The organism is Streptomyces sp. NPDC050504 (genome assembly GCF_044458065.1).
Lineage (GTDB): Bacteria > Actinomycetota > Actinomycetes > Streptomycetales > Streptomycetaceae > Streptomyces.
On sequence record NZ_JBITHO010000006.1, the window covers coordinates 296,842 to 317,358 of the forward strand.

The 20,517-nt window shown below is 72.5% G+C and carries 18 protein-coding genes and 1 riboswitch; of the genes, 7 read left to right on the forward strand and 11 right to left on the reverse strand.

The features are described from left to right. Positions 1-83: 83 nt before the first annotated feature. Positions 84-1,658, forward strand: a complete 1,575-nt coding sequence (locus ACIBNE_RS24055; protein WP_399274750.1) for an alpha/beta fold hydrolase — start codon at positions 84-86, stop codon at positions 1,656-1,658. Positions 1,659-1,745: 87 nt separating this feature from the next. On the opposite strand, the gene ACIBNE_RS24060 is transcribed toward ACIBNE_RS24055, so the two are convergent. Beyond that, positions 1,746-2,381: a TOPRIM nucleotidyl transferase/hydrolase domain-containing protein gene (locus ACIBNE_RS24060; RefSeq protein WP_399274752.1), complete on the reverse strand. Its 636-nt coding sequence runs from the start codon at positions 2,379-2,381 to the stop codon at positions 1,746-1,748. Between the two features lie 188 nt (positions 2,382-2,569). Here ACIBNE_RS24060 and ACIBNE_RS24065 point away from each other — a divergent pair, with 188 nt between their 5' ends. Continuing rightward, positions 2,570-2,968, forward strand: coding sequence for a GNAT family N-acetyltransferase (locus ACIBNE_RS24065; protein ID WP_399274754.1), 399 nt, complete (start codon positions 2,570-2,572; stop codon positions 2,966-2,968). 59 nt (positions 2,969-3,027) lie between these two features. Here ACIBNE_RS24065 and ACIBNE_RS24070 read toward each other — a convergent pair whose 3' ends face one another. Both ACIBNE_RS24070 and ACIBNE_RS24075 read right to left on the reverse strand, forming a co-directional pair. Beyond that, entirely contained in the window at positions 3,028-3,927 is a 900-nt protein-coding gene (locus ACIBNE_RS24070; protein ID WP_399274756.1) for a LysR family transcriptional regulator, read from the reverse strand. Between the two features lie 153 nt (positions 3,928-4,080). Continuing rightward, on the reverse strand, positions 4,081-4,794 hold the full coding sequence (locus ACIBNE_RS24075) for a hypothetical protein (protein WP_399274758.1): 714 nt from the start codon (positions 4,792-4,794) through the stop codon (positions 4,081-4,083). Between the two features lie 255 nt (positions 4,795-5,049). Here ACIBNE_RS24075 and ACIBNE_RS24080 point away from each other — a divergent pair, with 255 nt between their 5' ends. After that, the gene (locus tag ACIBNE_RS24080; RefSeq protein ID WP_399274760.1) at positions 5,050-5,862 is read left to right on the forward strand and encodes a hypothetical protein; all 813 of its coding nucleotides are present in this window, start codon (positions 5,050-5,052) and stop codon (positions 5,860-5,862) included. Positions 5,863-5,961: 99 nt separating this feature from the next. Here ACIBNE_RS24080 and ACIBNE_RS24085 read toward each other — a convergent pair whose 3' ends face one another. The 5 genes from ACIBNE_RS24085 to ACIBNE_RS24105 all read right to left on the reverse strand — a co-directional run bounded on the left by ACIBNE_RS24085 (position 5,962) and on the right by ACIBNE_RS24105 (position 10,871). After that, positions 5,962-7,947: a transglycosylase domain-containing protein gene (locus ACIBNE_RS24085; RefSeq protein WP_399274762.1), complete on the reverse strand. Its 1,986-nt coding sequence runs from the start codon at positions 7,945-7,947 to the stop codon at positions 5,962-5,964. 184 nt (positions 7,948-8,131) lie between these two features. Beyond that, positions 8,132-8,533 (reverse strand): VOC family protein, encoded by a 402-nt coding sequence (locus tag ACIBNE_RS24090; protein ID WP_399274764.1) that lies wholly within the window; start codon positions 8,531-8,533, stop codon positions 8,132-8,134. 122 nt (positions 8,534-8,655) lie between these two features. After that, the gene (locus ACIBNE_RS24095) at positions 8,656-9,216 is read right to left on the reverse strand and encodes a TetR/AcrR family transcriptional regulator C-terminal ligand-binding domain-containing protein (RefSeq protein ID WP_399274766.1); all 561 of its coding nucleotides are present in this window, start codon (positions 9,214-9,216) and stop codon (positions 8,656-8,658) included. A 55-nt stretch (positions 9,217-9,271) separates the two neighbouring features. Next, on the reverse strand, positions 9,272-10,663 hold the full coding sequence (locus ACIBNE_RS24100; RefSeq protein ID WP_399274768.1) for an amidase: 1,392 nt from the start codon (positions 10,661-10,663) through the stop codon (positions 9,272-9,274). Beyond that, on the reverse strand, positions 10,650-10,871 hold the full coding sequence (locus tag ACIBNE_RS24105; RefSeq protein WP_399274770.1) for a hypothetical protein: 222 nt from the start codon (positions 10,869-10,871) through the stop codon (positions 10,650-10,652). Before ACIBNE_RS24105 ends, ACIBNE_RS24100 begins: the two co-directional genes overlap by 14 nt. 262 nt (positions 10,872-11,133) lie before the next feature. On the opposite strand from ACIBNE_RS24105, the gene ACIBNE_RS24110 reads away from it, so the two are divergent. Continuing rightward, positions 11,134-12,060, forward strand: a complete 927-nt coding sequence (locus tag ACIBNE_RS24110) for an MBL fold metallo-hydrolase (protein ID WP_399274772.1) — start codon at positions 11,134-11,136, stop codon at positions 12,058-12,060. A gap of 41 nt (positions 12,061-12,101) precedes the next feature. Here the strand turns inward: ACIBNE_RS24110 and ACIBNE_RS24115 are convergent, their stop codons facing one another. Both ACIBNE_RS24115 and ACIBNE_RS24120 read right to left on the reverse strand, forming a co-directional pair. Then, the gene (locus ACIBNE_RS24115; RefSeq protein ID WP_399274774.1) at positions 12,102-14,018 is read right to left on the reverse strand and encodes a glycoside hydrolase family 5 protein; all 1,917 of its coding nucleotides are present in this window, start codon (positions 14,016-14,018) and stop codon (positions 12,102-12,104) included. Between the two features lie 194 nt (positions 14,019-14,212). Further along, positions 14,213-15,166, reverse strand: a complete 954-nt coding sequence (locus ACIBNE_RS24120; protein WP_399274776.1) for a DUF3626 domain-containing protein — start codon at positions 15,164-15,166, stop codon at positions 14,213-14,215. Between the two features lie 167 nt (positions 15,167-15,333). On the opposite strand from ACIBNE_RS24120, the gene ACIBNE_RS24125 reads away from it, so the two are divergent. Continuing rightward, positions 15,334-16,575: a styrene monooxygenase/indole monooxygenase family protein gene (locus ACIBNE_RS24125; RefSeq protein ID WP_399274778.1), complete on the forward strand. Its 1,242-nt coding sequence runs from the start codon at positions 15,334-15,336 to the stop codon at positions 16,573-16,575. 172 nt (positions 16,576-16,747) lie between these two features. On the opposite strand, the gene ACIBNE_RS24130 is transcribed toward ACIBNE_RS24125, so the two are convergent. After that, on the reverse strand, positions 16,748-17,491 hold the full coding sequence (locus ACIBNE_RS24130; protein WP_399274780.1) for a hypothetical protein: 744 nt from the start codon (positions 17,489-17,491) through the stop codon (positions 16,748-16,750). Positions 17,492-17,842: 351 nt separating this feature from the next. On the opposite strand from ACIBNE_RS24130, the gene ACIBNE_RS24135 reads away from it, so the two are divergent. Beyond that, positions 17,843-19,141, forward strand: coding sequence for a ricin-type beta-trefoil lectin domain protein (locus tag ACIBNE_RS24135; RefSeq protein ID WP_399275415.1), 1,299 nt, complete (start codon positions 17,843-17,845; stop codon positions 19,139-19,141). A gap of 36 nt (positions 19,142-19,177) precedes the next feature. After that, a riboswitch (cobalamin riboswitch) is annotated at positions 19,178-19,387 on the forward strand. 83 nt (positions 19,388-19,470) lie between these two features. After that, the gene (locus ACIBNE_RS24140) at positions 19,471-20,511 is read left to right on the forward strand and encodes an ABC transporter substrate-binding protein (RefSeq protein ID WP_399274782.1); all 1,041 of its coding nucleotides are present in this window, start codon (positions 19,471-19,473) and stop codon (positions 20,509-20,511) included. Positions 20,512-20,517 lie beyond the last annotated feature (6 nt).

The following is a 20,517-nucleotide window of genomic DNA, read 5'->3' on the forward strand; positions in this document are numbered from 1 at the left end:
TGCGGGTGGACGCGTTCGGCCCCAACGGGCCCCGCCCGCCCACCGTTTCGGCGACCAGTCCCCCAGCCTCAGGAGCAGACCGCGTGAGTCCTCTCAGCACCACCGCACGCCGCACATCGGCCGCGGGCCTCGCCCTCGCCGCCACCCTCACCGCGGCCCCCGCCCTGGCCGCCGGCTCCGGCACGTCACCGGCCGCGGGCGGCGCCGGTTCGGGCCTCGGCCGCTACTACACCCAGCAGTTGAACTGGGGAAGTTGCGCCGAGGGGCCCGACGACACGGTCGGCCGCGACCTGGACAAGGCCGGTGTGCAGTGCGCCGACGTGCTCGTGCCGCTCGACTACGCCGACCCCCGGGGCCGCACCATCACCGTCGCGGTGTCCCGGCTCAAGGCCACCGACACCCGTCACCGCATCGGCTCGATCCTGCTCAACAACGGCGGCCCCGGCGGCCCGGCGGTCGAGTCCCCGCCGGACGTCCGCAAGGCGATGAAGAAGGTCGGGCCGCGCTACGACATCATCGGTTTCGACCCGCGCTTCGTGGGCCGCAGCACCCCGCTGAAGTGCGGCTGGACCGTCGGCACCGACATCCTCTCGGCCGGTCTGAGCAGGGCGAGCTTCGAGCGCCAGGTCGCCTTCAAGAAGGGCCTGGCCGACAAGTGCCGCGCCACCAACAGCTCCGTGCTGCCGCACGTCAGCACCCGCAACACCGCCCGCGACATGGACGTGATCAGGGGCGCGCTGGGCGAGCGCAAGATCTCCTACCTCGGCTACTCGTACGGCAGTTACCTCGGCACGGTCTACACCCAGATGTTCCCCGGCAAGTACGACCGCTTCGTGCTCGACGGGGCGATAGCCCCCGACGACTACAACCCCCGGCTGCTCAAGGGCTCCGAGCGCGAGAACGAGCGGGCCATATCCGACTGGGCCGCCTGGGCCGCGAAGCGCCACGACGCGTACGGCCTCGGCCGCACCCGCGGCGCGGTGCTCGCCACCGTCGACCGCGTCGTCGCGGCGTCCGCACGCGCCCCGCTGACCATCGGCACCGGCAAGCAGACCTTCCGGCTCGACGACACCCAGGTCCCGTTCATCCTCATCTCCGGGAACGCGGACGACACTCCAGAGGCCCGGGGCGCGTTCTCCGAGCGGATCTCCGTCCTGGCGAAGGCCGCCGAGGGGAAGCCGACCGAGCTGTCGCCCGCCTTCGCCGCGCTCCTGAGGGACGCGCTGACGGAAGGCGGCCCGAACTCCGCCGCGCAGACCGCGATCATCTGCGGCGACAAGCCCGCACCGCGCGACGTGGAGACGTACTGGAAGGACATCCAGAGCAGCCGCGCCGCGCACCCGATCCTGGGCCCGCTGACCAACAACGTCAGCACCTGCGCCTTCTGGGACAAGCCCCGCGAGGAGCCCACCCGGGTGAAGCGCGACGCCAAGATGCTGATCGTGGCCGCGACGGGCGACACCCGCACCACCTACCGCAGCAGCCTCGACCTGCACGAGATGCTGCCGAGCTCCAAGCTGCTGACCCTCAAGGGCGCCAACCGGCACGCGCTCTACGGGCTCTACGGCAACGACTGCGTGGACAACAAGGTCAACACCTACCTGGCCACGGGCAAGCTGCCCGCCGACGACCAGACCTGCGTCAAGCCGACCGGCTGACCGACGACCGCCCCGTCGGCCGGTCGCCCGGCCGACGGGGCGCACGGGCGGGCGGCTGCCGGGACGCACCCGGCGGCCTCGGCGCCGTTACAGGCCCGCGAGGAGGGCGTCGAGCGGGGGCGGGACCTGCTGGGGAGTCAGGGCCTCGGCGAGAAGGCGGCCGTAACGGATCTTGCGGCCCTTCTTCGTGCCGAGGAAGCGCCGCAGCTGCTGCGCGCGGGGCCGCCCGAGCTGCGCGGGCTGGTGCTGAAACGTCTGCCAGGCCCGCAGGTCGCCCTCGGCCCCGACGATCTCCTCGACGCCCGCCGTGCCCAGCGCGCGGATGAACTCCTCCTCCAGGTCCGACACGCACACGAAGATGCCCCCGCGCGGTGCGCCCGCCCGCTCCAGACCCCGTTCGTAGTAGGGCTCTTCACGCTCGTCGCACAGCCCGGCCAGGCGCAGCCCGAGTCCCGGCGGCCCCAGGAGGCCCGCGTAGCGGCCGACGTTCATCGCCCCGCCCATCGACACGACGCACACCCCTTCGGCCGCGAGGTCCCGCCCGCGCCGCGCCGCCAGTGCCTCCACCGCTTCGAGGTCGCTCAGTCCTTCCAGCAGCACCGCCGTCCGCACGCCCGACCGCGCGGCCAGCTCGGCCGCCGCCCCACCGGGACCACCGCTCGCCCAGTCGCCGACCGCTTCCCTGAATGCCCGCATGTCCGCGCATGCCTTCGTGTCCGCCATGGGGGCGAGTGTGCACGCCGGACGGCAGAACGGCACCACGATTTCAACGGCGCCGCGCGGTGGAAGACCGCGTCACGCGCCGTGCCCGGCGCACAGGCGCCCCACTCCCCACTCCCCGCTCGGCCACGCGCCGCCTCCGGCGCCGACGTCCGGGCCGGGCCGGACGGCCCGGTCCTACGATGCGGTCCATGACGATCACGTACGAGTGGCGCGGCGGTTTCGACAACGAGGCCGTCAACGCCCTTCACGCCCAGGGGTTCGACCACGCGCCGATGCCCATCGACTGGCACGCCCAACTGCACCGCCACAGCCTGGGGTGGGTCTGTGCCCGCGAGGGCGACAGGCTCGTGGGTTTCGTCAACGTGGCCTGGGACGGCGGCGTTCACGCCTTCGTGCTCGACACCGTGGTCGCCCAGGACGTGCGACGGGGCGGAATCGGCGCGCTGTTGGTGGCGGCAGCGGCGCGGGGAGCCCGCGAGGCGCGCTGCGAATGGCTCCACGTCGACTTCGAGGAACACCTGCGCGCCTTCTACTTCGACGCCTGCGGCTTCCGCCCGACCGACGCGGGGCTCATCGCGCTGCGCTGAGAGCCCGTGTCCGGGGCTGTCCGGGGAGGCGCTGGAGAAGGTGCGCGGCGAGGACGGTTTCAGGCGCCCCGCACCTTGGCCGTGCAGCTCTCGGCGACCGTGTCGGCGAAGGCACGCGCCAGGGGCGGCAGCGCGTCCCAGCGGCGCACCGCCCAGCCCACGGCCAACGGGGGCAGGGCCGGGACGGGCACGAGGCGCAGGCCGCCGCCCGGGACGGTAAGGCCCTGCACGGCGGGCACGACCGCGCGGCCCACGCCGAGTTCGGCCAGGAGCAGGGCCGTGTCCCAGTCGGCGACGCTGGTGTCCGAGCCCGTACGGATGCCCAACTCGGCGAAGGCGTCTTCCAGTCGGGAGCCGGACACCGAGTTCGGGGGCAGCCGCACGCAGCGCGTTCCGTCCAGGTCGTGGGCGGTGATCTCGGTGCGGTCAGCGAGGGGGTCGTCGGTGCGTACGGCCAGCACCCAGGGCAGGTCGACCACGGGGCGCTGCTCGATGCCCCGTACCGGATCCCCGATGGTGATCCACGCCAGGTCGAGGTTGCCCGCCAGGAGGGCGTCGAAGCAGCGGCGGCCCGAGGTCTCCGTCCGGAACTCCAGGCTGACCTTCGGATGGCGGCCCCGGAACGCGACGATGGCGTCGGCCATGAAGTGCCGTACGGTCGTGCCGCCGGTGGCGATCCGCACCGAACCGCTCTCCCCGTTCACGAGGTCCCCGAGGCGGCGGAGCGCGAAGTCGAGCCCGGCGATCCCGTCGGCCGCCGCGTCGCACAGGATGCGCCCCGCGGCCGTGGGGACGACCCCGCGCGGCCTGCGCTCCAGCAGGCTCACTCCGGTCTCCCGCTCCAGTCGTTTGACGTGCTGGCTCACGGCGGACTGGGTGCAGGACAGCTCCCGCGCGACGGCGCTGAGGCTCTCCGCCCGGCACACTGCGACGAACACCCGCAGGTCTTCCAGTGTCATGAAACCCAAGCTACAGCTTGGATCACGGGAGGAATCCCCAGGATTGACTGAGGTGTGGGGGTGCCGGAGTATTGCCGCAGGGCCCAGGCGGCAACCCGTCCAGCACTTCCCGTGGATCCGGACCAGGCGAAGCGCCGGACGGGTGCCGACCGTTCACCCACGCGATCCGTCGGGTCCCCCGCCCGTGGAAGTGCCGGGCGGGGGCTGCCTGTTGAAGTACAGCCAGGCGGTGAGCACCGCCTGGAGTTCGGCGGCGCGGCGCCGGTCCAGGTCTTCGCTCACCGTGCCGACCCGCAGGCTCACGGTGTCGGCGGTGATCCGGTAGCCGACCGGCGAGCGCTCGTCCGACGTCACCGCTTCGCCGTGGGCCAGGGTGTGCCGCATCGCCTGGACGCGGGACAGCACCGGGGCCGGCGCCTGGGTCGGCAGCGTCCTGGTGAGACGGGGGCGGGCCGGGAGGCCGACGGTCGTGTAGAAGGTGCGGACCGCCTCTTCCAGGTCGCACGGCTCGGTGGGTGCGCTACGCACGAAGTCCTCCACCAACTCGGGGTGCGCCCGGGGCCGGTTCGCGCCGTGCGGGAAGTCGGACAGCGGATGCTCGTCAACGTCCAGGCGGACGCACACCGGGGGGATCAGGGCACGGTCGTAGCCGCGCCGCAGGTACAGCCCGTGGAGCTTGCGCAGCTCGGAGACCTTGTTGTGGATCGGGTTCTTTCCGATCGGCACGCCGGGCGGGGTGTACCGGGGGCGTTGGTCGTACGGGCCGTGGGCGAGGTGGTGCACCCCTTGCGCGGTCACCAACGCCGTGGCCTGCAGGCCGCGTTCGTCGCTGCCCAGACGGAAACCGATCACTACCGTCGACACCATTTCCTCCTCGCATGCGCACCGTGCCCGCGCCCCGCACCCAGCATGCCCGTCCGCACCGCCCGATAGAGCCGGAATACGCTCGTGCGGCCGGACTTCTCCCGTATGCCTGCCGGTTCCACGCTCCCGGGCATACGCTGCGAGCCCGCGTTTCATGTCCCTCTCACGGGGGCAAATCGCACCGGACGGTAACTACCCAGTCGTTCTTGTGAGTAGCATCCGGCAGCAACAACCCCCAGCGACAAGGAACGTGCTGCCTTGAGCAACGAGCGAGACACCACTCCCATCCAGAGCCGGTACGCACAGCAGTACTCCGAGGACCTCGCGGCCAACCGCGCGGAGCAGGCCGGCATCGACACGAAGATCACGACACTCCAGGAGCGCCTGGACCAACTCAAGCAGGACGAGAAGTGGTTGGTCCAGGCACAGACCCAGGCGGAGGGCGCCGCACGCAGTGAGGTTTCTGCGCCCGGGGTCGAGGCTCCGGCCGTGGTGGAGGCCGACGCTGAAGCCGACGCCGAGACCGACGCCGAGACCGAAGGCGCGTCCGGGAGCGAGGCCGCGCCCGACGCATCCGCCTCCGCCTCCGCCGAGCCGACGGAGCCCGCCGCCCAGACGCCCGCGGTGCCCAAGCCGCGCCAGGCCAAGCGCACGAAGGCGGCGGCGTCCAAGCCTCCGGCCAAGAAGGCGCCCGCCAAGCGGGCCACCGCGCGCAAGACGGCCGCGAAGCGCACCGCGCCCGAGGCACCCGCGGCCGAGGCACCCGATGCGCCCAAGGCCAAGGCCAAGACGAAGGCGGAGCCCCCGCTGCACGCGCTCGTCCTGGGCGTGCTGCTCAAGACCCCGGGCGAGGCGCGGGCGGTGCGGGACATCAGCAACGCGCTCTCGGCGGAGCACCCCCAGCGGGCCACCTCCATCCAGGTGGTGCGCAACAACCTGGAGAAGCTCGCCAAGGACAACTCCGTCACGAAGGCGACGGAGGGCGGTGCGGTGACGTACACGGCCAAGGCCGCTGACGGTCAGGGCGGTGCGGCCGAGCCGACCCCCGAGGCGGTTCCGGCCGAGGCGTAGTCACACCCGTGTCGACCCCGGCCGCGCGAGCGCGTCCCCACCCAGGACAGCGCCGCGCGGCCAGGGCGCCCGCCCCCCTGACCGCCGACCGCCGTCGCGCTAAGGCGCCTTCGCCGTCGGTCCGTCCTGCCCCTTGCCCGGGGGCAGGGCCGCCCTTCCCGTGACGTACTCGCTCCAGATCCGCAGCGGGAGGACGTTGCCCCGGTCCTTCTTCCGGCCGCCCACGTCGTGCATGCCCAGGAGTTGGGGCGTGCCCGGCTTGTTGCGGAACACGGTGACGGCCGTGGTCAGGTCCTCGGTGTGGCCGACGTACCAGGCCGACTTCATCCGGTCGCCCGCGTCGGTCGAGCCCGCCGACACGTCGCCCGTACGGCGCGCGAACACGCCGAACCTGCCGTCCTCCGCCAGCCGCCTCCAGGCCGACGACACCAGGGCGCTGTTCACGTCGCGCGCCACCGTGGCGGCCATGGCCCGCTCCTTCTCCGGCCTGTCGAAGCCCTTGACCGCCTTGCCGTCCAGGCTCAGCCCGGTCACCGAGTAGGGCTCGGTCCGCATGCCCCCGTTGTCGAAGGAGCCGTACGCGCTCGCCATCCTGACCGCGCTCGGCGTGGACGTGCCGAGCGGGAAGGACTTGTCCAGGCGGGCCAGGCTCTTCTCGTGCAGCCCCGCCGCCACGGCGAGTTCCTTCACCTTCCCCAGGCCGACCTCCTTGCCCAGCTCGACGAAGGTGACGTTGGCCGATGCGACCAGCGCCTGGAAGAGCGTGGTGTGCCCGGCGACCTCGGCCCCGGAGCCCGGCCGCACGGCCGCGTCCGTGACCAGGCGGCCCGTGCTGTCGTAGCCGCTGGTGAGGGTGATCCGCCCGTCGCCGTGCTGGAGGGCGGCAGCCAGCACGAAGGGCTTGAACGCCGAGCCGACGGGGACGCCCGAGGTGTCGGCGTTGTTGGCGAAGTGCTTGATCGCGTCCTCGCCGCCGTACACCGCGACCACGGCCCCGTCGTCGGGCCGCACGGAAGCCGCGCCCACCTCGACGTACCTGTCCTGGGGGCGCTTCTTCGGGTCGAGGTCGCGCTCGCGCACGCTCCGCACCGCCCGTTCCAGCTCCCGCACCTTGGCCTTGTCGAAGGTGGTGTGCACCCGGTAGCCACCCCGGGCGAGGTCCTTGTCGGTGAGGCCCGAGCGCTTCTTGATGTACTTGTTGGCGATGTCGACGAGGTAGCCGCGCTGGCCGCCGAGACTGGTCGGCTTGACGGCCGCGCGGGGCTCGGGGAACGTCCGGTACGCGGCCCGCTCGGCCTTCGTCATCGCGCCGGTCTCCACCTGCCGGTCGAGGATCCACTTCCAGCGGTCGACGGCGCGCGCGTGGTTGCCCCCGCCGCCCGCGGGGTCGTACTGCTCCGCGCCCTTGAGCAGCGCCGCCAGGAGCGCCGCCCTGCTGGGGTCGAGGTCCTTCGCGGGGATGCCGTAGTAGGCCTGCGCGGCGGCCTGGACGCCGTACGCCCCGCGGCCGAACCAGCTGGTGTTCAGATAGCCCTGGAGGATCTCCTCCTTGGTCTTCCTGTTGTTGAGTTTGAGGGAGATGAAGAACTCCTTGGCCTTCCGCTTCGCGGACTGCTCCTGGGTCAGGTAGGTGTTCTTCACGTACTGCTGGGTGATGGTGGAGCCGCCCTGGGTCTCGCCGCCGCCCACGACGCTGACGGCCGCCCGGAGTATGCCCTTCGCGGAGACCCCGGGGTCGGAGTAGAACGTCTCGTTCTCGGCGGCGATGACGGCGTGTTCGACGGAGTCGGGTATCTCGTCGAGCGTGACGTTCTGGCGGTTGACCGCGCCGACGCTGACGAGCTGCGTGCCGTCGGACCAGTAGTAGATGGTGCCTTCGCGGCGGGCCTCGTCGTTCTCGTCGGGGATGTCGACGGACACGTACACGACCACGAAGAGCCCCGCCAGCGCGCCGCAGCCGAGCAGGAACACGCCCGACGCCAGGCGCCAAGAAGGGATCCAGCGACGCCAGTTGCTTCTCCCCTTGCGGGGGTAGTCGACACGGAACCCGCGAAGGCGGATCGGGCGTTTGGCGCGTGGTGCCATTGCTCCAGCTCCTCGTTCACCTTCCCGCACCTGCGTGGCGCGGGCTTGTGAGAGGAGATGTTCCGGATCGCCGTCGGGTTGTCCCGAAGATCGTTTAGGCCTGATGTCGCCTATGGTCCGGGCGATATTTCCGGAGGAACGGCCATTCGTACAGCCGTCGTATCGCCACCTGGCGCCGCACGCCTCATCCCGCGCCGTCGTGGTGCAGTTGGATCAGGTCCCAGCGGTTGCCGTACAGGTCGCGGAAGACGGCGACCGTGCCGTACGCCTCCTGCCTCGGCGTCTCCTCGAACACGACTCCGGCCGCCCGCATGCGCGCGTAGTCGCGCTCGAACGCGTCCGTGTTCAGGAACCAGCCGACGCGGCCGCCCGTCTGGTCCCCGACGCGGGCCTCCTGTCCCGCGTCCGACGCGCGGGCCAGCAGCACCGCGGTCTCCGTCGACCCCGGCGGCGCCACGACGACCCAGCGTTTGCCGTCGTCGACGCGGGTGTCCTCGCGGAGTTCGAATCCCAGGGCGTCCACGTAGAAGGCGATGGCCTCGTCGTAGTCGCGCACGACCATTGTCACCAGTCCGAGATGGGGCATGGCCCCATCCTGCCCCGTCCGCCGTCCGCCGTCCGCCGGGCGCCGACAGCGCCGGTGCGGCCGGTGCGTCGGCGGCCGCGCGGCACGCCCACGGGGCCGTACGAGGACGGCCCCGCGTCACCTCAGACGCGGGCTCTCAGGCAGTCTGCGACCAGGCGGTGCGCGTACGCGGCGTCCAGGGCTCCCGGGCGGAAGAGGACGCGGTACACGATCGGCGCCACGACGGCGTCCAGGACGCGTTCGACGTCGGGGGCGGCCTCACCCCGTGCGGCCGCCCGGCGCAGGATGACGTCGACCGTCTCGGCGGCGTACACCGAGCACCGGCTCGCGTTGCCGCCGTCCCCGTCGCCCACGAGTGCGTCACGGACGTAGGCGCGGCCGACGTCCGAGGCCATCTCCTCGGCGAACTGTTCCGCCCAGGCCCGCAGGTCGGACGCCAGATCGCCCAGGTCGTCCGGATCGCCGTCGGGCCGCAGGCGCTCGACGGCGACGTCGGAGAGCAGTGCCGACAGGTCGCCCCAGCGGCGGTAGACCGTCGACGGGGTGACGCCCGCGCGCGCCGCGACCAGGGGAACCGTGAGCGCGCCCCGGCCCACCTCGGCTTCGAGCTCGTGGACAGCGGCGTGCACGGCCTGCTGGACACGGGCACTGCGCCCACCAGGGCGCACCATGGGTCTGGGCATGTTCGTCACCTTAATGCACGGTTGACGCGTCAACGACAGTCGTGGCGCGGCGCCCTCAGGCCACGGGGGCGAGTCCGGGAGCGGGCTCGGTGCGCTCGTACGCGTGCCCCACGCGCAGCAGCCGCGCCTCGCTCAGCGGCGGCCCCATGAGCTGCATGCCGATGGGCAGCCCGGCCGCGTCGCGGCCGACCGGCAGGCTCAGCGAGGGCATCCCGGTGACGTTGGCGGGGGCCGACAGCCGGACGTAGCTTTCGGACACGTCCTCGACGGTCCCGTCGGGCCAGGTGACGGTGGATCCGCCGACGACCGCCGCGGTCGTCGGCACGGTGGGCGCGGCGACCACGTCCACGGTGTCGTACAGGTCGAGCCACGCCCGGCGCATGAGCGTCCGGGCCCGCTGGGCCCGCAGGTAGTCGCCTGCGGACAGCAGTTCGCCCGCCTCCAGGAGGACGCGCACGTCGGGGCCGTACAGCTCGGGCGTCGAGCGCAGTGTCCGCTCGTGGTAGGCGGTGGCCTCGGGGACCATCAGGCCCCACTGGGTCGCCAGGACGTAGCGCGTCATCGGCGTCTCGACGTCGACGAGTTCCGCGCCGAGGTCTTCGAGACGTGCGACGGCCCGCCGGACGGCGGACTCGACTTCGGGGTCCACCCGCTCGAAGTAGTAGGTGCCCGGCACTCCGACGCGCAGCCCCGCGAGGTCGTCGACCGGGGCCGGGCGGTAGTCGACGGCGGGCGCGGACAGGGACGCGGGGTCGCGGTGGTCGTGTCCGGCGAGCGCGGTCAGGACCAGGGCGGCGTCCTCGACCGTTCTGGTGAGCGGGCCGACGTGGTCGAGCGACCAGGAAAGCGAGGTCACGCCGTGGCGGGGGACGAGGCCGTACGTCGGTTTGAGGCCGACCACCCCGTTCAGCGCGGCGGGGACCCGGATCGAGCCGCCGGTGTCGGTGCCGAGGGCGAAGAGGGCCGAGCCCGCGGCGACGGCCACGGCCGATCCGCCGCTGGAGCCGCCCGCGACGCGCTCCTGGTGCCAGGCGTTCCTGGTCTGCGGGGTGATCAGGCCGTAGGCGAACTCGTGGGTGTGGGTCTTGCCCACCAGCACCGCACCGGCCGCGCCCAGGCGCGCGGCGACCGTGCTGTCGGTGCCGGCCCGGCGGTCGGCACGCGCCCGTGACCCGGCGGCGGTCGGCAGGCCCGCCGCGTCGATCAGGTCCTTGAGGCCCATGGGGATTCCCTGCAACGGGCCGAGGTCGCGCCCCGCGGCGATGTCGCGCTCGGCGGCGAGGGCGGCGCGGCGCGCGTCCGCCGCCGTCACGGTCGCGTAGGCGCCCAGGTGCGGTTCGGTCCGGTCGATCCGGTCGAGCACGGAGTCCACCAGTTCCACGGGGGACAGCCGCCGCTCCCGCATCTCGTGGGCCGCGTCGGCCAGGGAGAGTTCATACGGCTGCATCGGTCTCCTCCCCCGCGTTCTTGCCGTCGGCCCGGTAGGCGGCGGCGGGAGGGGTTTCACCGAAGTCGAGTTCGCGCAGGCGGGAGACGACTGCGCGGATGCGGTCGGCGGTCGCCGCCACGTGGGCGTGGCGGTCTTCGGGCAGCGGGAGCCCGTTGCGCTCGGCCCATCGGGCCGCTTCCCGGGGCGTGAGGTCGGCAGGGGGCACGGGTGCTCTTTCCTCGTGTGGCCGGTGCGGTGGCCGGGGGTGCTCCACCGCGACGACTTAACGCTAACTGTTTGCGTTAGTGGACGATAGAGGGCTACGTTCACTTAACGCAAACCCATAGCTTTAGCGCGTGGGGCTGGACCGTGGCTCCGGGCCGTGCTCGTGGAACACGGTCTTGAACCGCGGCCTTGAACCGCGGTTTTGAACCGCGGCCTTGAACCGCGGCCTTGAACCGCGGCTTCGCATCGAGGGAGTGACCGCCATGCAGACCCGAGCGGCCGACGCCACCGGCCCCGCCCCGCTTCCCCACTGGCCCGTGGGCGGCGTCACCGTCCACCGGGTGGACGAAACGCCCCTGCCGACGGAGACCGGCCGCTGGCTGCTGCCCGGCGCGACCCCGGACCTCGTCGCCCGACAGGACTGGCTGCGGCCCGACTTCGCCGACGCCGATGGCGCCCTGCGCCTGTCCAGCCACAGTTTCGCGTTCACGGTGGCCGGGCTGCGCGTCGTGGTGGACACCGGCATCGGCAACGGCAAACCGCGCGCGAACCCGGCGTGGCACGACCTGCGCACCGACTACCTCCAGCGGCTCACGGCCGCCGGGTACCACCCCGACACGGTCGACCTGGTGATCCTCACCCACCTCCACACCGACCACGTCGGCTGGAACACCCGCGGGGCGAACGGCACGTGGGTGCCGACCTTCCCGCGCGCCCGCTACCTCGTCTCCCGCGTCGAGCGGGACTTCTGGGCGTCGTACGACATGGACGGACCGCGCAGGCAGATGTTCCGCGACTCCGTCGAGCCCGTCGAGGAGGCCGGGCTGCTCGACCTCCTCGACGTACCCGCGGACGGTCTCGACCTCGCCCCCGGCCTGCGCGTGCTCCCGACCCCCGGCCACACGCCGGGCCACCTCGCGGTCCGGGTCGCCGACGGCGGCGCGACGGCCCTGATCACCGGCGACTGCGTCCACCACCCCGTACAGCTGCCGCACCCGGACATCGGCAGCTGCGTCGACATCGACCCCGGGCGGGCCGAGGAGACCCGGCGGGCCCTGCTCGCGTCGCTCGCCGGGACGACGACCCTCCTGCTCGGCTCCCACTTCCCGCCGCCCACGGCGGGCCGGGTCGACGCACGCGCGGGCCGCTACGGGCTGACGCCGGTCCCCGCGCACGGCCGCCCGTCGTAGCGGGGGCGGCTCCGCGCGGCCGCCCCCGCCTCCTCACCGGGTCAGAGCGTGCGGCACAGCAGCGCCGCCGGTGCGCCGCTCTTCGCCCACGCCTTGGTGAAGGCGACACCGGCCGCGTACTCGCCGTTGGCGCACTGCCCCTTGTAGTTTCCGTACGCGAAGTCCCCGCCCGGGTTGCCGCCCGGCCGGTTGTCGCCCCGGTCGAACCACACGGTCCTGCCCTGCGTCGGGAGCGCCCGGTTCGCGGTGGCGCACAGGACACCGGAGACCGCCTGTCCCCGCACGCTGTGGCCGATCACGAACTGGTTCGGGCCGCACTGGTACTTGGTGTAGCCGGTGGCCCAGTCGCCCTGCTGGACGTACCGCTCGTCGCGCACCACGGTCGGGGCGGTGCCGGGGGCCGCCAAGGCGCCCGCCGCCACGTCGGTGCACAGCGCGCGGCCGTTGCGGTCGGACAGGCCGATCGTCCGCTGCCCGTCCGGGCACACGCCCTTGCGCGCGCCCGCGTCCCAGTCGCCCGCCGCCCGCACGGACGCCGACTGCACCGCGTCGGCGTGGTCGAGGTTGAGCATGCTCCAGGTGTCGGACGCGGGAACCGGGCCGCTCTTCTCCGGCGAGGAGACGAGGCGCCGCCAGTCGGCCGTTCGCCAGTCACCGCCGTCCAGGACGCCCGAACGGCCGCCAGACCGGTCGTAGTTGACGAGGGACCAGGTGCCGTGGCCGCTCCAGCCGATCAGCGGCCAGTAGGCGAAGTCGGCGTCCCTGGCGATCAGGTGGTCCACGAAGTTGCCGAACCAGGCGCGGGCCTGGGCGGACCCCTCGTCGCCTCCGATGCCGAACTCGCTGATCCACACCGGCGCGGTGAAGTGCTGACCCGTGCCCGGCGCTCCCGCCACGTAGAACGCCTGCCGGTCCAGGGTCGCGAACAGCTCGTCCCTGGACAGCTCCTGGTAGCGGGGGTCGTGGGTCTCGCCCATGCCGGTCGCGCCGGTGTGATTGGGCCCGGTGTACCCGTAGAAGTGCGCCGCGTAGACGAGTTTGTGCGAGCGGACCAGGGTGTGCGAAAGGGTCCGTACGGGCTCCAGCGTCGGACGGCCGTGGGGCAGCCCGTCGGCCGGTATGCCCTGCCAGTTGATCCCTTCGACGACGATCAGGAGATCGGGGTTGGCCTCGGTGAGGAGCCGGTCGCCGAGCCGCTGGGAGGCGGCCCACCAGTCGTGGTCGTTGCCCCAGTTCCAGTTGGCGTCGTCGGTGACGGTGCGGCGGACCTCGTTGTAGAGGTCGGCGCCCACGACCCGCTTGTTGTCCTTGTACCGGCGGGCGAGCGAGATCCAGTCGTTCTCCCACCGCGCCGTGCTCTGGCTGGTGTTCCAGCGCTCGTTGCCGTCGAGCCCGCAGCAGAACCGCGAGGTGTTGGTGTGGTTGTTGAGCACGACGGCGAAGCCCTCGGCGGTGGTCGCCTCGATCACCGCGTCGAAGACCTGGAGCGGCGTCTTGCCGCGCAGCTGCGGATTGGCGGCCACGGAGGCGTCCGGCACCGGCGCGGAGTCGTGGAGCATCTGGTTCGAGAACGGCAGCCGGATGCTGTTGATGCCGAGTTCGTGGAAGGTCGCGAGGATCCGGGAGATCGGCGCGCGGTCCAGGCCGAGCGGCATCTGGTCGGCCTTCTCGCCGTCGTGGTGGTTGGCCGGGTCGTTGATGTCTCCCGACCCGTTCCAACTTCCCTGTGCGCCTTGCCAGTTCGCGGACTTCAGCTTGAAGCGGTCACCGTCGGCGTCGACGATGTAGCGGCCCCGGGTGCTCAGGGGCGGGCTCCAGGTGTCGGCGAGCGGGACCGCCGGCGCCCCGGCCGAGGGGACGGCACCGGACGGGGCCGGGGACGCGCCGGACGGGGACGCGCCGAGCGCCCCCGTGAGGAGCAGGGCCCCGGCAAGCGCCGGAAGCAGCAGACGTCTCACAGTCTCCTCCAGGTTCTTCGGAGCTCACCGCGCGCGGGGATCACCGCACACAGGGCTCGGTGCGAGCAGATCTCAACATGATCGGCGCTCGATGTGAACAGACCCGACCATGAACAGAGCTGAACATGAAGGGAGTTAATCTTTTACGGAAGCCCGGAAAGACCACGAGACGTCCACGTTCCCCCCTTACCGGTTCAGGCGGTCCTCCCGCGCTCGCGGTCGTCCTGGCCGAGCCGGTACGCGTGCTGCCCGGCCGGGGCCCCGAAGCGGGCCAGGCAGTGCCACACCTTCTTGACGGCCTGCGGGTCGTGCTCGCCCGTGCGGGCCGCGTCCCCGACGACGCGCGGATCGAGCCTGCCGTCCACGGCGATCCGCGCGCCCAGCTCGACGTACTCCTGGCCCCGGTACTCCGGGTGCAGCCGCAGCTCGTCGACCGTGAGCCCGAAGCCCGGGTGCCATTCGACCGGGCAGGGCAGACGGCGGGCGGCGGTCTCGACGGGCGTGCCCCGGTAGCAGGGGTCCAGGACCAGGGCCTCGACGTCCCGCGCCAGCTCGACCCGGCCGTGCACCTGTGCCTCGATGTAGTCGTCGAGGGCGTCCCGCCGGTCGGCCAGGGCCAGTTCGACGAGGCCCATGCGGTGGACGGTGCCGAAGTCCGACGGTTCGAGGAAGCTGTCCGGGTAGCAGAACGTGGTGCGCGCGAGCGCCGCGGAGGTCAGCCGGAAGTGGGCGGAGCCGAAGCGCGGCGCGGCGCCGACCGGGTCGCCCCGGAAGTCCAGTGCGCCGTAGACGGGGCGCTCGTGGGGCGGTGCGGCGTCGTAGGCGCCGCCGAAGATCCGGCTCTCCCACCGCCACCGGTCGCCGCCCGGGTGGGCGGTCAGGCCTCCGTTGCTGGTCCCCGTGGCGAACTGCGAGAGGTAGACGCCGCCGTCGGCCAGCGCGTCGAGGATCGGCCCGCCCTTGGCGAGCCGGTCCGGATGGAAGTTGAGGGTCACCCGCAGCGCCGGGTCCAGGGGCGGCCCGTACGAGCGCCCGGCCACGTGTTCCAGGGCCCGTTGCGCCGCGGGTCCCGCGGCTGTTCTCGCGGCGGGCCCCGGGGCTGTTCCCGCGGCGGGTCCCGGGGCGGGTCGGACGGCGTCTGCGTTCATGCGCGCAGTGTGCCCCCGGGACGATCAGTGCGCGCACTCGGGTTCGTCCGCACGACATGCGTACGACACGTTCCGGCCGCGCCGCCCGCCTCCTCGTCGGATGCCGTCCGCGTGGGTACGACTGAAGCGTGCCCGGCCGTCGCGGCCGGAGCCGGAGGGAGGACGAGGTGCGCAGGATCGCGATCGTGGGGGCGGGTCAGGCGGGGCTCCAGCTGGGCCTGGGGCTGCTGGCCGCCGGGTACGAGGTCACGCTCGTCGCCGAGCGGCGGCCCGATGAGGTGCGGGGCGGTCGGGTCACGTCGACCCAGCTCATGTTCGGTCCCACGCTGCGCGTCGAGCGGGAGGCGGGGCTGGCGCTCTGGGACGACACGGCGCCCGTGATGCCGGGGTTCGAGCTCGGCAACTGGCTGCCGGAAAGCGATCCCGACACGTCGCTGCGGCGGTTCACGGCGTCGTTCGACGACGAGGTGCGCTCCGTGGACCAGCGGGTGAAGCTCTCGGCCTGGCTGGAGCTGTTCGAGGAGCGGGGCGGGCGCGCGGAGTACCGCTCGGCCGGGCCCGCCGACCTGGCGGCCGTCGCGGCGGCGCACGACCTCACCGTGCTCGCCACCGGGCGCGGCGAACTCTCCGCGCTCTTCGAGCGCGACACCTCCTGGCCCGGCTACGAGCGGCCGCTGCGCCACCTCGCCTGCTTCTACCTGGCCGGGGTCGACCACGACGCCTCCGACCCGGTGACGGAACACGCCAGGGTCACCGGCGTCCCGCCGACCGGCGACCTGATCGTCCTGCGGGCGCTGACCGTCGGCGGGACCTGCGACATCCTGCTCTTCGAGGGCAAGTCGGGCAGTGCGTACGACTGTTGGGCCGACCGTCCGTCCGCCGCCGACGGCACGCGGCGCGCCGTGGAACTGCTGCGGACGTACGCCCCCTGGGAGTACGAGCGGTTCCGCGACGCCGAGCCCACCGACCCGGGCGCCGCGCTGTACGGCGCGGTCACCCCCGCGGTCCGCCACCCCGTGGCCCACGTGGACGGCCGCCCCGTGCTGGGCCTGGCCGACGCCGTCGCCGTGCACGATCCGATCACCGGCCAGGGGTCCAACAACGCGGCTCGGGCCGCGGCGAGTTACCTCGCCTCCATCCTGAAGCGCGGCGATCTGCCGTTCGACGAGGAGTGGATGCGGGGGGCCTTCGACGCGTACTGGGAGTACGGCAGGCACACGCACGCCTTCACCGACTTCATGCTGCGCGAGCCGCAGCCGGACGAGGTGGTGCGGATCGTCACGGCCGCGTTCGAGCATCCGGAGATCGCCCACAAGTTCGCCAACGGCTATGCGGATCCGCCGGGCTACCGCGACTGGCTGATGGACCCCGCGGGGGTCGACGCGTACCTCGCCGGGTTCGGAAAGTAGCCGGGTTCGGGAAGTAGCCGGGTTCGGGAAGTAGCACCCGCGGAGCGTGGCCCACGGGCTCGTGGGCCACGAGCGGCGCTGCCGGCTGGTGCAGGCCAGGCCGTGGTCCGCCCCGAAGGCGTCCGCTGGGAAGGTCCGCCAGGCCCGGCCGACCCCGTACACCGGCGGCGGTTCAGGCGCCTTCGGCGTGCTCCTCGGCCCTGGAGGCGGGCTCGTGCCGCACCGGTCGACGGGGCGCGGGCACGGAACCGCGGGGCGGGGGCGGCTGGTTGAGGTGGAGCCAGGCCGTGAGGGCGGCGTGGAGTTCGGTGACGCGCCGCCGGTCCAGGTCCTCGCCCGCCGTGCCGACGTGCAGCCGGACGGTGTCGGCGGTGACGCGGTAGTTGATGGCCGACACGGGCGGCGAGGTGATCGTCCGGCCGTGGGCGAGGGTGTGCAGGAGTGCCTGGATCCGGGGCGGCGGCTGGGGCGGGGCGACCGGCGGCGGGACCGGCCGGGGGCGGGCCGGGACGCCGACGGCCGTGTAGAAGTCGTGGATCGCCTCTTCCAGTTCGCGGGGCTCGTCGGGGGCGGCGGCCACGAAGGCTTCCAGCAGTTCGCGGTGGCGCTCGGGCCTGTAAGCGTCGTCGGGGCGCGGGGGCATCGGGTGCTCGTCGACGTCCACGCTGACGCAGGCCGGCGGGATGAGGACGCGCGTGTAGCCGCGGCGGACGTACAGGGAGTGCTCGGCGCGCAAGTTGGAGATCTGGGCGTGTACGGGGTTCCTGCCGGACGGCGGGCAGGGGACCGAGAGGGTGCACCGCGGGCCGTAGGGGCCGCGCGCGAGGTGCCGTACGCCCGTCTGCGTCACCAGCACGGTCATCTGCCTGCTCTTGGCGTCGTCGCCCAGCCCGAAACCCACCACGGTCGTCGCCATGTGCCCTCCGCGTCACCGCTCCGCGCTGCTGTCGCTCACGTCAACGCTATCGGCTCTGCCCGGCCGTACAGGAGCGAACGGGAGGAAAAGCGGAGACTCCACGACCAATCCGTACAGGGGATCGAAAAAGGCGTACGTCAGTTCGGTCGCGCGACGGCCGGATCGCATCGGGGCCAAGGTCGGCGCATCGACGGGATGCATTGACAGGGACCCGTCACATCAGTTCACTTCTTCACGACAGGTACGGACCGGCACTCATGTCCCAGCCGACCGACGGAGCCACCGAACACGCACGTCAGTGGCGTGATGGCGACCCGTCGACACCTCTTCGCGCGGATCGAGGCGAGTTTCATGTCCTTACGCGTCCCCAAACGACCGCTCCTGGCCGCCGTCGCCGCCTTCGCGGCGCTGACCGCCGTATTGGCAGGCCCCTCCGGCCCCGCGGGCGCGGCCGACGGGCCACCCGTCGCCCAAGCCCTGAACACAGCGGACGCCACCGGTCTCAAGGCGGTGAACGCGGTCCCCTTCGAGGACACCTTCGACGGGCCCGCCGGATCGGCGGTCGACAGCACCAAGTGGCAGACCGAGACCGGCGACAACGTCAACAACCACGAGCGCCAGTACTACACCCCGGGCAACGCCAACGCCGCGCTGGACGGCCAGGGCCACCTGGTCATCACCGCGCGGCGCGAGAACCCCGCCAACCACCAGTGCTGGTACGGCAGGTGCGAGTACACCTCGGCGCGGCTCAACACCTCGGGCAGGTTCACCCGGGCCTACGGACGCGTGGAGACCCGGCTCAAGGTGCCGCGCGGACAGGGCATGTGGCCCGCCTTCTGGATGCTCGGGCACGACTTCGGACAGGTCGGCTGGCCCGCCAGCGGCGAGATCGACGTCATGGAGAACATCGGCCGCGAACCGGGCACCGTGCACGGCACGCTGCACGGCCCCGGCTACTCGGGCAGCGGCGGCATCGGCGCCGCGTACACCCTGCCCGGCGGCCGGGCCTTCGCCGACGGCTTCCACACCTTAGCGGTCGACTGGTCGCCCGCCGCGATCACCTGGTCCGTGGACGGCGTCGTCTACCAGCGCCGCACTCCCGCCGACCTCGGCGGCAGGCAGTGGGTGTTCGACAAGCCGTTCTTCCTGATCCTCAACCTCGCCGTCGGCGGCGACTGGCCGGGCGATCCGGACGGCTCGACCTCCTTCCCGCAGCAGCTCGTCGTGGACTACGTGCGCGTCAGCACCTCCGACAGCGGCGGCACCTCGGGGGCCCTCGTCGGACTCGCGGGCAAGTGCCTGGACGTCGCCGACGCCGACCCCGCCAACGGCACCGCCGTACAGCTCCACACCTGCAACGGCACCGCCGCGCAGCGCTGGACCGTGGGAGCCGACGGGACCGTCAGGGCCCTCGGCAAGTGCCTCGACGCGGCAGCGGCGGGCACCGCGGACGGCACCCGGGTCCAGCTGTACGACTGCAACGGCACCGGAGCCCAGCACTGGGCGTACAACGCCGCGGCCCGCGACCTCGTCAACGTGCCCGCCGACAAGTGCCTCGACGTACGCGAGAACAGCTCGGCCGACCGCACCCCCACGCAGCTGTGGACCTGTGCGGGCACCGCCAACCAGAAGTGGACGCTCACACCGTGACCGATCACACCATGGCCGTTCACGACTGAATCCATGTGGTAATTTTCCGAAGCCAGTCGCACTTTTGTACGCAAATGCTCACGCAATGCGTACGGAGTCAGGGAATCCGGTGGGAATCCGGAACTGACGCGCAGCGGTGAGGGTGACGGGCGGGGCATCGGCCACTGGGCGGCAGCACGCTCCCGGGAAGGCGCTCCGGCCGGACGACCCCGAGTCCGAAGACCTGCTGGTGTCCCGGCCGGGAATCGGGCGCAGCCCCGAGCCGTCCGGGAGGACCGCAAACAGGCTGACGGCTCCGCGCATGGGCCGTCGACTCAGAGGACTCGCCCGTGCCGTTCGCACCCACCGCCCGCCGCGCCGCTCTCTTCCTGGTGGGCGCCCTGCTCCTCACCGGCTGCGGCGGACCCGCGTCCGACCCTGGCGAGGACGGGGCCGCGAAGGCCCCGGGCTTCCCCGTCACGCTCGACGACTGCGGGAAGCGCGTCCGGGTCGCGAGCCCGCCGCAGCGGGCGGTCGCCCTCGACCAGGGCGCGGCGGAGATCCTGTTCTCGCTCGGCCTGGCCGACCGGATGGTGGGCACCGCGACCTGGACGGACCCGGTGCTCAAGGGCCTGGAGAAGGAGAACGCGAAGGTGGCGCGGCTGGCGGACCGCTACCCCTCCTTCGAGAAGGTGCTGGCCACCGAGCCCGACTTCGTCGCCGCCTCCTTCACGTACACCCTCGGCAAGGGCGGTGTGGCACCGCGCGACCGCTTCGAGCAGCTGGGCGTGCCCGCCTACCTCTCCCCCACCGACTGCGCGGACAAGGACAACAGCGGCGACGGGGACGGCGTCCGCACCAAGCCGCTGACCATGGAGACGGTGTACGGGGAGATACGCGACCTCGCGCGGGTCTTCGACGTGCGCGAGCGCGGCGAAGAGTTGATCGCCCAGCTCAAGTCCCGCCTGGCCAGGGCGACTTCGTCGGGCGACTTCAAGGGCGTCGACGTCCTGTACTGGTACGCGAACTCCGACTCGCCCTACATGGCCGGCTGTTGCGGCGCTCCCGGCATCGTCACCCGGGAGCTGGGCGTGAAGAACGTCTTCGACGACACGCGCGAGGAGTGGCCCCAGATCAACTGGGAGACGGTCGTGGACCGAGACCCGGACGTCCTGGTGATCGGCGATCTGACCCGCAGGTCCCAGTCGGCGGAGAGCGCCGCGCAGAAGATCGCCTTCCTGGAGTCCAACCCGGTGACGAAGAACATGACCGCCGTGAAGCACAAGCGGTACGTGCTGCTCAGCGGGCAGGCGCTCAATCCGACGATCCGCGGCGTCGAGGCCGTGGAGAAGGTCGCGGCGGCGCTGAGGTCGTACGGGCTCGCCAAGTGACGGCTC